Origin of the sequence: Clostridium sp. 19966, assembly GCF_032335695.1 — a bacterium.
Classification (GTDB): Bacteria; Bacillota; Clostridia; order Clostridiales; family Clostridiaceae; genus JACTOJ01.
Map to the genome: position 1 here is coordinate 35,948 of NZ_JACTOJ010000001.1, position 13,277 is coordinate 49,224.

Sequence of the window (13,277 nt, forward strand, 5' to 3'; positions counted from 1 at the left end):
ATTTTCAATTTAGGGGGCTGTGGCTGATGCTACAGCCCTTTTAATTTATAAATTCGCTGAAGGCGAATTTTAGCCACAACTCTTAAACTCTTACTCTTTATTTTTTAATTGTTTGAGAAATTTAATATTACAAATTGCAGTTATTATATGTTGATATTTGAATTTGTAAAAGTTAATATATAGTTGTAGTGGGAATTATATATTTATAAGATAGTAAGGTGATAGTTTTGTTGACAAGTCAAAAATTGAGAGATATGGCTCCTGAAATCGATTCATTAAGACTGGGCTCAGGATGGAAAATAGAAGATTTATCAAAGCCGCAGATAATTATAGAAAGCAGTTTTGGACATAGTCATCCAGGTAGTGCACATCTTGATGTGTTAGCAGAAGCTGCCTATAGAAGCGTTTATGAAAATGGTGGACGTGGAGCTAAGTATTTTGTTACAGATATATGTGATGGTGAGTCTCAAGGCCATGATGGAATGAATTATTCTCTTGCATCAAGAGAAGTTATTGCGGATATGATAGAGATTCAGATAAAAGCTACTCCCTTCGATGCTGGAGTGTTCATAACTAGCTGTGATAAATCCATGCCTGCCCATTTAAAGGCAATTGCAAGGCTTAATATGCCTTCAATAGTTGTTCCTGGAGGCATAATGGATGCGGGACCTAACATGCTTACTCTTGAACAAATAGGTAAGTATAGCGCCCAATTTGAAAAAAATGAGATAACAAAGGAAGAATATGAATTTTACAAGCATAATGCTTGCCCTAATTGTGGAGCCTGCTCATTCATGGGGACAGCTTCCACAATGCAAATAATGGCGGAGGCTCTTGGACTGGCAATGCCTGGCACTGCTTTGATACCAACTTCCTCCAAAGAATTGCTTGAAGCAGCCAATGCTGCCGGAGCCCAAGCTTTAGAATTAGTTAAACTTAATATTAAACCATCGAACATACTTACAAAGGAAGCTTTTGAAAATGCATTAGTGGTACATGCTGCTATAGCTGGTTCTACGAATGCACTTCTTCATTTACCAGCCATAGCTCATGAAATTGGGTTAGAGCTTACTCCTGATACTTTTGATGAAATACATAGAAAAGTGCCTTATATTCTTAATATAAGACCAAGCGGTTTTTATCCTGGTTCATATTTCTGGTATGCAGGAGGAGTACCTGCAATAATGGAAGAGATCAAGCAATTTCTTCACTTAGATGTACTTACTGTAACTGGGAAAACTTTGGGAGAGAACCTAGAAGAAATAAAAAAATCTGATTTTTATAAAAAGTGTAATAGTTATCTTTCAAAATTTAATGTCTCTAAGCAGGATGTTATAAAATCAGTGGATTCGCCTATACAAAAACAGGGAGCTATAGCTATTTTAAAGGGCAATCTGGCACCAGAGGGAGCGGTGGTTAAACATTCTGCTGTATCACCAAAGCTTATGAAGGTGACTCTAACGGCTAGAACCTTTGATTGCGAAGAGGAGGCACTAAAAGCTGTATTAAAAAAAGAAATACATCCAGGAGAGGCTGTATTCATACGCTACGAAGGACCAAAGGGCTCTGGTATGCCTGAAATGTTTTACACAACAGAGGCTATAGCTTCTGACAGCGAATTGGTAGAATCCATTGCTTTAATAACGGATGGAAGATTCTCAGGTGCTACTAGGGGACCAGCTATTGGACACGTATCTCCGGAAGCCTGCGAAGGTGGACCTATCGCCTTTGTTGAGGATGGGGATCTAATTGAGATTGATATTCCAAATAGAATATTACAGATAGTTGGGATAAAAGGTGTTAGGTTATCACTAGAAGAGATTTCCGAGGCTTTAGAGAATAGAAAGAAAAATTGGGTTAAACCAGCTCCTAGATTCACCAGTGGAGTTATGGCAAATTACACTAAACTGGCTGAATCACCAATGAAAGGTGCATATATATAAAGGGTATGTTTTAAAATGTTGATATTATCCTTAGAGTTTCAGATCTATCAAAACCTTTATCAACATTCTTTTAAAACATAGCAATTTTATTCAATATTAACATATGAAAGGATGTACTCATATGAAAAATTTGTTTCCTAAAGACTTTATATGGGGAGCTGCAACAGCTGCCTACCAGATTGAAGGCGCAGTTAAAGAGGGAGGAAGAGGGGAATCTATCTGGGATAGGTTTAGCCATATTCCAGGCAAGACCTTCAATGGTGATACCGGCGATATAGCTTGTAATCACTATCATTTATTCAAAGAGGACATAAAATTAATGAAGGAGATCGGTCTTAAGTCCTATAGATTTTCGATCTCCTGGCCAAGAATATTTCCTGAAGGAAAGGGTGAACCCAATCCAGAAGGAATAGCCTTCTATAGAGAACTCATAAATTGTCTTATAGAAAATGGTATAGAACCTGCAATAACCTTGTATCACTGGGACCTGCCACAGAAGCTTCAGGATGTAGGAGGCTGGGCAAACCGAGAGGTAACAGATTATTTTGCACAGTATGCCACTTATGTGTTTAAAGAGTTTGGAAGCCTAGTTCCTATATGGATAACTCTAAATGAGCCTTGGGTTGTTTCTTTTGTTGGAAATTCTGAAGGAAGACACGCTCCTGGTATAACAGATTATTCTACAGCTCTTCAGGTTTCTTATAACCTTTTGCTGGCTCATGGAAAAGCAGTTAGAGCCTACAGGGAGCTTGGCTATAAGGGAAAGATAGGAGTAACCTTAAATATGAATCCTTCTTATGCTGCTTCTGACAGCTCTGAGGATATAGAGGCGGCAAGCCGTTTCAATATGTCCCATAACAGGTGGTTTGCAGATCCTATATTAAAGGGAAGTTTTCCTAAAGAACTTTTAAGCTGGTATTCAGGCAAAGTTGTATTGCCTGTTATAAAGAATGAAGACCTAAAGATAATCAGTGAGCCTATTGATTTTTTAGGAATAAACAATTACTTCAGCAGTTTTATTAAAAACAATCCGGCAGCATGGCCGCTTCAGTTTTCAGCCGTGACTACTGGAAAAAATAAGACTGAAATGGGCTGGGAAATCAACCCTGAAGGTATTCATGATTTGCTTGTATACTTGCATAAGGAGTACGCTGGAATAGATATAATTATCACTGAAAATGGTGCAGCCTTTAATGATATGCCTAATTTGGAAGGCAAGGTTGAGGATGAAAATAGACTTACTTACCTATGCTCTTATCTTCATCAGATAAATTTAGCTATTCAAGAAGGAGTTAATCTAAAAGGATATTATGCTTGGTCTCTTTTTGATAATTATGAATGGGCTTATGGATATGCTAAGCGCTTTGGTATGATTTATGTAGACTATGCAACACAAAAAAGAACTATCAAGAAAAGCGGATATTGGTATAAAGATGTAATAAATAATAATGGCTTTTAGAATTATAAAATGCTATGGAAGCTTTTCCATAGTATTTTTTTGAGCACTTATAAAAACGTTTTAATTAATTAACTTAATAAAAATATTTTGCAAGTTTTATAGAAATTCTTGCAAAATAATGTTATACTTTAAATTAAAGTTAGATAAAATATATTATAAATGAATTTAAAAAAGCTAAATACATTCATTTTTCGTATTTAAATAAGTGGCAATTTAATTGATTGGAGGATTTGTTTTTATGAGATGTGTAAATAAAAAAAGAGTTACTTCCAATGATAATAAATCACATATTTTTGGTAAATACATAAGCGGATTGGCTATAGATGCTGTAATTATAATAGATATTGTTATACCTTTTCTATATTTTAATTTTAAATTAAGCATCAGAGAGCTTTTTGGTTGCGGTATTACATTTTTTTGCATCTTTATTTTGTTTTCTGTAATACATTGGCCTGCATATATTAAAGAAATAGAGGGACTTTAGCTAGATTTAATTGGCAAGTTAGCGAAATGTTTTCTGAAAATGTGGCAAGGAAAGAAGAGGGGGGAGTTTTAATGGATATAAGAGCTGAGTTAAGAAATAAAAGAATGGAATTTTTAAAAGAAATAGATAGAGCAGCTTCACCTATAGAGTTTTATGATGTGCAGAAAAATATAATATTAGAAATTATTGACTCAGAAAAAAAATATTTTAACGGCAGAGAAGAGGCTTATAGAGATCATGTTCTGGTTTTGAGAAATTATGGAGATACCATTCCTTGGTTGATATTAAATCAAAAAAGTATAAGTAAAATTTATAATAGAAATACCTCTCTTTATTTTCTAAATAATAATGTGGAAAAAATAATGCAGGTTTTAGAGCAGGGTAAAGATTATGCTACTTTGGGACATCTAATAATTTTGGGAGCTAGTACTAATTTGTTTTTTGGAACAGACATAGTTGTATGTGACGATAAAAAAGAGCCAATATGCCTAAATTTTTCTAAACCAAATGATGAAGAGGAAAAAGTCATTAATTTTCAAGCCTTAAAAATAAGAAAAGATTTTGCAGAGGGCAGGAATAGAAAGAAATTAATCAAAAAATGTGGTTTTTCAGCTGATGATAGAGTAATATCTGATAATTGGGAAAAAATAGATGCTTCCATAGAAAAAGCTATGACATTGGAAGAGGGATACTGCAGTATAGAAGATGGCAATTTTATTTGGGCATTCAAATATAACGGTGATATGCCTGATATGAATGAAGAAATAAGTAAGGTTATAAAAGGCTATAACAGACCAATGGTTGGCTGCCATTTTACAATTTTAGATGAGCCTGAGCTTATGATACCTCCTCCATCCTGTTGGCCTATTAAATTAAGCAGTAGAATGGCACTTATGGAAGGTGATATAGCTTTAATGCATTATATTGATTTAGAGATTTTAAAAAGTATAGAAAAAGCCGATGGGTATATAAAGGATATTTTATATGAGGGAAGCAAATTGAAGGAAGAATGTATTGTTGTAAGCTCAAGGCAGCGTGAAAAAACTTATTCTGCAAAGTATATAAATGATATATTGTATGGATATTGCGAAATATGGGATATTGCTAATCAGCTTATTGATAATATGTGCATATAAAATATAATCATCAAAACAGAAGAATGTTCTAAAGCAATGAGTAAAAATTAATACTGATTGAAATGGAAAAAACCTAAGGCCCTAAAAAAAGGATTTTAGGTTTTTTATTTTTGCTATGTTTTAACTGCGCAAGTAGTATATTTATTAACACAATTTTAAACTAGCATTGCTTAAATAACTTAAATAATTATTAAAATAGTTAGTTAAATTGTATACATATGAGGAAAAAAGTAAAATAAAGCTGAAAGAAAGATAAATATTTAACAAACATTCTTTTAAATATTTGATTGCACACACTAATTGGTTAAAAATTATACAAATTATATTTAAAATACTTAGGGGGAATTTTTAATGAACATTTTAGCAATTTTAACTAAGATAGCTACTAATGCTAGTATAGTTGGAGCTATAGCATCCTCTATACTAATAATATTATTAGGCTTTTTTCTTAGAAAAAAAGAAGTATTTAACAAAAACACTTCTAAAATATTAAGCGGAGTTGTTCTTTCGGCAGCCTTACCAGCTTTGGCCTTTGACTCATTTATGCAGGACATAAATAATGATAATTTAAGGCAAGGAATGAATCTTTTATTTTGGGGAATTGCAGTATATATAATACTAATAGCTGTTACTAAAGTTATTTATTTGAAATTTAAAGGTGAGAAAAAGGAAGTACTAAGAGTTCTTACTATATTCGGATCTACTACCTTCTTTGGAATACCAATTACACAAGCTGTATATGGAGCTAAAGGAGTAATGTACGCATCCATATTTAACATAGCCTATAGAATTTTCTTATATTCCTATGCTTATATGAAAATGTCCGGAATGAAAATGGACAAGAACAACATTAAGAAGATGATTTCAAATCCGATAATAATAGCTACTTTTCTTGGTTTATTTGTTTGGGTATTCCAGAAATCACTTCCGCAAATATCAGTAGTTACCAATGGTAAGGCTGCAGATTATGCCTTCTTAAGAATAGATAAAACCGCTATATGGTTATATACACCATTATCATATCTTGAAAAATTATGTTCACCATTAGCGTGGTTATCAATAGGTGCTACACTTGCTGAAATATCTTTAAAGCAAGCAATATCTTCTAAGGAATCTTGGTATTATAGCTTTATGAAGGTAGTAATAGTTCCAGTTATAAATATAGTTATATTGTATTTTTTAAATGTTACAGGAATACTACATATTTCACAGATTGCTTTGGCTACTGTAGTCATAGCTATGGCAACTCCTACAGCAACAGTTGCAGCTGCATATTCCATAAGCTTTGACAAAGAGGCTGTGGTAACTTCAAACTGTTCCTTCTTATCAACTATATTCAGCATAGTATGTATGCCAATATGGATAATTGTGTTAGAAGTGATAAAGCAATTAAACATATTTTCCTAATTAAGAATTGGCTATGTTTTATCAGTGCAAAAATAGGCACTGCTTTAAAAGAAAGTCTAATAATTTAACTAAACAAATTTGATAAAAATAAATAAGATATAAGATAGGAGAATGATTATGTCAGCAAAAATAGTTTGTTATGGTGTAAGAGATATAGAAATAGATTTTTTTAATAAATTAAACAAATACGGATATGAGCTGGAGCTTGTAAATGATTATCTAAATGATGAAAATGTGGTACAAGCTAAGGGCGCAGATGCAGTAATGATAAGAGGAAATTGTAAGGCAGATAAGAGAAATCTTGAAATTTTATCTGGTTACGGAATAAAATTTGTTCTTACCAGAACAGTTGGATACAATCATATTGATTTGGATTGTGCAAAAGAGCTTGGATTAAAGGTGGCCATGGTTCCAGCTTATTCTCCAAATGCCATAGCGGAGCTTGCAGTTACTTTAGGCATGATGCTTTTAAGAAATACTGCTTACGCTGCTAATAGAACTAAAGAAAGAGACTTCAGAGTGGATTCTGCCATGTTTAGCAAAGAGATAAGAAATTGTACTGTTGGAGTATTAGGAACTGGAAAGATAGGCCTTACTAGTGCAAAGTTATTTAAAGGACTTGGAGCTAAAATAGTTGCATATGATGTATTTCAAAGTGATGCAGCAAAGGAAGTTGTTGAATTTATGGATTTAGATGAGATGCTTGCGGTTTCAGATATTGTAACCGTACATGTGCCTTTCATAAAAGATGTTAATTATCATTTGATTAATGAAGAATTTGTTTCAAAGATGAAAGAGGGAGCTATACTTATTAATACTGCAAGGGGAGAACTTCAAGATATTGAGGCGATACTTAATGCATTAGAAAATGGCAAGCTTAGTGGGTATGGAACGGATGTATTTGAAGGAGAGGCAAGCTTCTTTTCAAAGAACCTAAGAGGAAGAAAACTTGAAAATAAAGCAGTGGATAAGCTTGTAGATATGTTCCCTAAGGCTATAGTGACACCTCATATAGGCTCCTTTACAGATGAAGCTCTAACAAATATGATTGGCATATCCTACGACAATATGAATGACTTGCTTACTAGCGGAGTCTGCAAGAATCAAATAGCGTAAAAATAAGGCACTATTTTAATTGGTGCCTTATTTCATGCGTCTTTAAGCTTAAAGACAAAAAATAATAAGATTTTATACGCAAAAATAAGTTTATATATTATAATGGTCATGGTGATGAAGGTGAAAAGCAGATTTGAAAGAAAAGTATTAATTAACGCTATACTTATAGCTATAATACCAATCGTAATTTCATATATTATTTTTTTAAATGATAAGATAACGTCAATGCAAACAAGGATTAAATCTAATTTATATAATTCAGCTGTGATAATAAGTGAAATGCCGACCGTTGGTGAAAAGCTTAGCAAAAGAGAAAATGACAGGACTATCCAAAATATAGTTAAAAAATATATAGGAAATGTGGAAGATTTAGATTTGGTTGTAATAGCTGACATGACAGGAGAAAAGTATTCCCATAATGATGAGAAGCAAATAGGACAGATTTTTGTAGGCGAAGATAAAAAAGATGTGCTGGAAAAAGGTATTGGTTATTATTCAATATATAAGGGCTCTTTGGGAGTTACTTATAGAAGGTTTCAGCCGATTTTTTATAATAATAAACAGGTTGGTTTCATAATGACCGGAAAATATTACAAGGATATTCAGCTTATTACTAGGGAAACTCAATTATTATATTTCATTTTGTTTATTTTTGTATTTTTAGCTACCGTGGCTTTATCTAGATGGTTTGCTAAGAGTATAAAAAAATCTATGCTTAATATGGAACCGGAAGAAATTGCAAAGTTATATAAAGAAAAAAAGGTAATTATAAACAGTATAAGTGATGGAATAATAGCTCTAGATGAGAACAATAAAGTTGTTGAAGTAAATAACAATTGCTATACCCTTTTCAAAGATTTTTCAATAGATAAAATTATATATAAGATTAAACCTTTTCTGGAAAAGAAAGAATTTTTTGATATGAAGGAAATGAGAATTAACGGCAATAGGGTATTTGTAACTCTTAGAGAAATTAACGGAGATGGAGTATACCTCGGAGCTGTGATAACCATAATAGACAAGCAAGAGATAAAGAAAATAGCAAAAGAAATCACTGGAATAGATGAGGTTGTTAAAGATTTAAGAGCTAGTATACATGAATTTAAGAATAAATTGCATGTTATATTAGGACTTATGAAGATTGAAAAATATAAAGAAGCAAGAAAATATATTTTAGATATACAGGAAGCTCAGGATAATACAACTCAAAAGTATTCCTATATAGAAGATTATTATATAAGAGCTATGTTTATTAGCAGAGAGATTATGGCACGAGAGAGAGGCATAAAATTTATACTGTCAAAAGAAGCCTCGCTTTGGGAGCAGCATGGACCCATATGCAATGATGATATTATAACTGTGCTTGGAAATCTTATAGAAAATTCCTTTGAGGCTTGCGTTAATAATTCTAATGAAGCTAAAGAAGTAGAAGTTTATATAAAAGAAGATGCAGAAAAAATATATATAGAGGTATCGGATAACGGAGAGCCTATCCCTCAGAGTATACGAGAAAAAATTTTTGAAAGAGGAATATCCTCAAAGAGGGAAGATGGGGGTATAGGTTTAAGCCTTGTGAAAACTAGAGCAGATATTTATGAAGGAAGCATAGAAATAGAAGAACTGGAAGATAGGAAAAACTTTAGAGTGACCTTATTTAAGGAGGATAAAATATGAAAAAGGTACTTATTGTAGAAGATGACCCAATGGTTGCTTTGATAAATAGGAATTATATAGATTTAATAGATGGAATAGAGTATGCAGGGTGTGTGGCAGAAGAGGAAGCAATAATAAAAACTTTAAGTACTGAAAAAATTGACTTGATTGTTTTAGATGTGTATCTTCCAAAGAAGAATGGATTAGAGATATTAAAAAGTTTCAGAAGTCATGGATATTTGGTAGATGTAATAATGGTGACAGCTGCTAACAGCAGAGAGGAAATAAAAAAAGCTTTTGCTTATGGGGTGATTGATTATCTTGTAAAACCATTTGAATTTGAGAGATTTAGCGATGCTATTAAAAAATATTTATCAAGAGATACGGTGTTAAATGAAAGTAGTAAATTAAAGCAAGATGATATTGATATTTTAAATGGAGTGGAAAAGGATGAAAATTCACTAATCCCAAAAGGACTTAACTTAAAAACCTTAGATAAAATAATTGAATTCTTAGAGGAAAACTATAAAAAAATATGGACAATAAGGGAGATAGCGGCTGAAACTAATATTAGCAATGTTACAATAAAAAAGTACATGAATTATTTAGAGGAAATAAATAAAATAAAAGCTGAGCCCGTATATGGAAATATTGGCAGACCTGAATATAATTACATTTACATAAAAAATCATATATAATAAAATATAGCTAGATAAAAAATTGGAGAAATTAAAATGTCTCCAATTTTTTTGTACAAATTATTAGGATAACTCTCGTTATAACTTTATTCGCTGGTATTAAAAGTGAAAGTATACATTAAGATTATTTATAATATTGACAAGAGATAAAGGGTAATATAATATATGTATATACATATATTATATATAATCCTTTTATAAAGAAGTATATATTTTTTACCTATTTATATGTATATACACATAATGGAGAGTGATGAAATTATGTCTACAATTGAAGAGATGATCAGAGAGAAGGCCTATGAACTGGGTTATGAAAAATGTGGTATTATTCCTATTAAATCTATGGAAGGATATGCTGAAAAATTTGAAGAAAGAGTTCAAAAAGTTCCAGAGTCAGAACAGTTTTATAAAATGCAGAGACGTTTGGTTAATCCACAGGAGCAATATCCTTGGGCGAAGTCCGTGGTGGTATTGACGGTCTCTTATAGTAAATACAGAGTTCCAGAAGCAGTAAAGGGACATATAGCTAAAGCTTATTTATTTGATGTTCGTGTTGACGAAAATACTAATGAATATAAGCACAATCGAGAGTTTGAAAAATATATGGAGGAGTTAGGGCTTAAAGTGGCCACCAATCAAAAATTCGGAGTCGTAGGTATGCGCTGGGCAGCTTTGGAGGCAGGAGTGGGAATTATTCGCAGAAATAATTTTTTATACACGGAGTCAGGATCTTGGGTCCACCTTGAGGCCTGGGTAACTGATAGAGAAATGGAATTGAAGGAAACAAATAATGTTCCTCAATGTCCAAAAGGTTGCAGTAGATGCATAGCAGCCTGCCCTACAAAATCTCTTTCAGAGCCGTATACTATGTCTCCAACAAAATGTATTTCATTTTTAACAACCTTTGGAGGACGTAATTTGCATGAAGAACCTTTAAGTAAAACTTTTGGAGAATGTATTTATGGCTGCGATATTTGTCAGGAAGCCTGTCCTATGAATAAAGGTAAATGGAAAGGGAGCGATGAATTCCCCAATCTCGATGAATTAGCACCTAAATTGACACCGGAGAATATTATTGATATGGAAGAGAAGTTTTACAAAGAAAAAATTCAGCCAAAGTTTTTCTATTTATCCGAAAGCGAGCTTTGGAAATGGAAAGTGGATGTATTGTGCTTTATGCGAAATAATTATAAGGAGAGCTATAAAGCTTATATTAAAAAAGCTTGCAATAACCAAAACCAAAAGATTAGTGAAATGGCTTATGCTATTTGCAGTGAACTAGATTTATAATGCTTCCTTGACAGTGGAAACCTGTAAAGCTATTATATGTATATACATATGATGGGAGGGGATTTATATATGAGTACTCAAATAGATAAGAAGAACTTGAAGAATTGTGCCTGTAAAAATTTGCGTATGACCTCAAGAGTATTAACTCAATATTATGATAAAATGCTTCAGCCTGCGGGGTTACGATCTACACAATTTACTTTGCTGGTGGATATTTCATCTCGTGAGGACAGCACTATAGGAGAATTAGCAGACCTTTTACTAATGGATCAAACCACTGTAACTAGAAATGTTGAAATTTTAAAGAAAAATGGATTCATAGATGTAAGAATATCGGAGGAGGATTCAAGGAGAAGGTGCATTACCATAACAGAGGACGGAAGGAATAAGCTTATAGATGCTTTACCATTATGGGAAAAGGCGCAATTATATGTAGAGCAGGGAATTGGTAAGGAAAAATTTCAAGAGTTTTTGAATATACTAACTGATATACAAAGAATTATATAAATAACTTTCAACGATAAACAGGCTATAGTAAGATTTTACACTTTTATAGCCTTTTTGTGTACAGGAAAATACATAGTGATTTTTTATTCCTTTATTTAATTTGGGTACTACATAAGAAACGGTTTATTTTTATTGTATATATGGGATTTTTCTAACTTCTTTCTAAATTCAGTAGGTGACGAACCAGTGAATTTCTTAAAAATTGCTGCGAAATGATTTTGGTAGGTAAAGCCAACCTTATGGGCTATATCTAAAATACTTAAATTTATATCTTTTAAAAAAAATTTACTTCTTTCAATTCTGATCTTATTAACATTATTCATGAGGCTTAAGCCAGTTTCTTTTTTTAGCTGCTTTGATAGATAAAATGTGCTTATTTTAGTGTACTCTGCTAGAATTTCTAATGTGATTTTTTCTGAATAATGTGAATTAATGTATTCCATAGCCTTTCGAACATATTTTGAATATGCATTTTTCTGATGCTTTCCAATGAGAGCTGCAATGGAGATAAGTGCATCCTTCATCAGCAAATAAATATCAATGATATTTTCTAAATTCTCCATTTCGGATATGTAATTGTCGGTAATACTCATCACATTTTCGTAGGAAACTTTTTCGTCAATAGCTATATAGCATGCTATTGAGCAGGCCTTAATAAAACCGTTTTTTAAAGAACGAACAAAATCATAATCACATAGTTGATATACTGCTAACTGACTCATGGTAATTTTATTTAAAGCATCTGTTAATGCTTTAATGTCTCCTGTTCTAATCGAATCTGATATTTCTAAATAAGTAGAATATTTAGAAATATATCTTTCTATGGAAGCAACTGAAAAATTATATCTTTTGTCCTGATTTTTTAAAGGACTATTCATTTCATATTTCATATTTATATTTCCTAAAATTTGACGTGGTTTTTTTTCAAAAATAGTTTTCGAAAGCTGATATAAAATCTCACCCATAGATATAATTTTGTCATAGTGCATCACCGGTATTTTTAATAGAATGCTTTGGAATATTTTCTTATCATTTAGTGTTAGTTTAGAATTATTAAGTAGCTTTTCAATAGATTTTGTATTAAGTTTTTTTGTTGATACTGGTTCACTTGCGAATGCACCTATATAACTGTTATTCGTAACTACAAAAACAACATTTAACATAAAATTATTGGGCAATAAATATGTGTAGAATACAGATTCGGTTATTGGAGTCTGCAAGAAAATTTCTTTCAAATATGAAGATATTTCGCTTATGCCGAAAAGAGAAAAGTAACTGCTTGATTCTTTTTCAGAGAAAGATCTTATAAGATTCAGTTCGGTATCAAAAAATATAGCCTCTATATCAGTGGAGTTATGAAAAGTATTTAATATATTGCGTATCTTAAAATTACAGCTGTCCATATTTATGACTTTTCCTTTCATATGTTTAATTATACTTAGAAACTAATATCGACATAATTAATATTATATTTAGCAAAAAAACAAAAAACATAACAAATAAGTATCAATTATAACAATTTTTTATCCATTGCTGGATTATTAATATAATACAATATAATTGTATTATTTAATTTAATTATAT

Annotated in this window: 11 protein-coding genes; 10 read left to right on the top strand and 1 reads right to left on the bottom strand. The window is 31.9% G+C overall.

Features of this window, described 5'->3' with window-relative positions:
* Nucleotides 1-230 precede the first annotated feature (230 nt).
* From ilvD to IAI10_RS00180, 10 genes are all read left to right on the top strand, one after another.
* Nucleotides 231-1,943: a dihydroxy-acid dehydratase gene (gene ilvD / locus IAI10_RS00135; RefSeq protein ID WP_396334324.1), complete on the top strand. Its 1,713-nt coding sequence runs from the start codon at nucleotides 231-233 to the stop codon at nucleotides 1,941-1,943.
* A gap of 121 nt (nucleotides 1,944-2,064) precedes the next feature.
* Nucleotides 2,065-3,402, top strand: coding sequence for a GH1 family beta-glucosidase (locus IAI10_RS00140; RefSeq protein ID WP_315671272.1), 1,338 nt, complete (start codon nucleotides 2,065-2,067; stop codon nucleotides 3,400-3,402).
* A 238-nt stretch (nucleotides 3,403-3,640) separates the two neighbouring features.
* Nucleotides 3,641-3,886 carry a hypothetical protein gene (locus IAI10_RS00145; RefSeq protein ID WP_315671273.1) on the top strand — a complete coding sequence of 82 codons (246 nt, stop codon included), beginning with the start codon at nucleotides 3,641-3,643 and terminating at the stop codon, nucleotides 3,884-3,886.
* A gap of 71 nt (nucleotides 3,887-3,957) precedes the next feature.
* Nucleotides 3,958-5,022: a hypothetical protein gene (locus IAI10_RS00150; protein WP_315671274.1), complete on the top strand. Its 1,065-nt coding sequence runs from the start codon at nucleotides 3,958-3,960 to the stop codon at nucleotides 5,020-5,022.
* A 351-nt stretch (nucleotides 5,023-5,373) separates the two neighbouring features.
* Nucleotides 5,374-6,429 (top strand): AEC family transporter, encoded by a 1,056-nt coding sequence (locus tag IAI10_RS00155; RefSeq protein ID WP_315671275.1) that lies wholly within the window; start codon nucleotides 5,374-5,376, stop codon nucleotides 6,427-6,429.
* Between the two features lie 117 nt (nucleotides 6,430-6,546).
* The gene (locus IAI10_RS00160; protein WP_315671276.1) at nucleotides 6,547-7,545 is read left to right on the top strand and encodes a 2-hydroxyacid dehydrogenase; all 999 of its coding nucleotides are present in this window, start codon (nucleotides 6,547-6,549) and stop codon (nucleotides 7,543-7,545) included.
* 120 nt (nucleotides 7,546-7,665) lie between these two features.
* The gene (locus tag IAI10_RS00165) at nucleotides 7,666-9,219 is read left to right on the top strand and encodes an ATP-binding protein (protein ID WP_396334325.1); all 1,554 of its coding nucleotides are present in this window, start codon (nucleotides 7,666-7,668) and stop codon (nucleotides 9,217-9,219) included.
* Nucleotides 9,216-9,896 carry a response regulator gene (locus tag IAI10_RS00170; RefSeq protein WP_315671278.1) on the top strand — a complete coding sequence of 227 codons (681 nt, stop codon included), beginning with the start codon at nucleotides 9,216-9,218 and terminating at the stop codon, nucleotides 9,894-9,896. Before IAI10_RS00165 ends, IAI10_RS00170 begins: the two co-directional genes overlap by 4 nt.
* A 261-nt stretch (nucleotides 9,897-10,157) precedes the next feature.
* The gene (locus tag IAI10_RS00175) at nucleotides 10,158-11,186 is read left to right on the top strand and encodes an epoxyqueuosine reductase (RefSeq protein WP_315671279.1); all 1,029 of its coding nucleotides are present in this window, start codon (nucleotides 10,158-10,160) and stop codon (nucleotides 11,184-11,186) included.
* A gap of 69 nt (nucleotides 11,187-11,255) precedes the next feature.
* Nucleotides 11,256-11,693 carry a MarR family winged helix-turn-helix transcriptional regulator gene (locus IAI10_RS00180; protein ID WP_315671280.1) on the top strand — a complete coding sequence of 146 codons (438 nt, stop codon included), beginning with the start codon at nucleotides 11,256-11,258 and terminating at the stop codon, nucleotides 11,691-11,693.
* A gap of 107 nt (nucleotides 11,694-11,800) precedes the next feature.
* Here the strand turns inward: IAI10_RS00180 and IAI10_RS00185 are convergent, their stop codons facing one another.
* Nucleotides 11,801-13,096 (bottom strand): AraC family transcriptional regulator, encoded by a 1,296-nt coding sequence (locus IAI10_RS00185; RefSeq protein ID WP_315671281.1) that lies wholly within the window; start codon nucleotides 13,094-13,096, stop codon nucleotides 11,801-11,803.
* Between the last annotated feature and the right edge of the window lie 181 nt (nucleotides 13,097-13,277).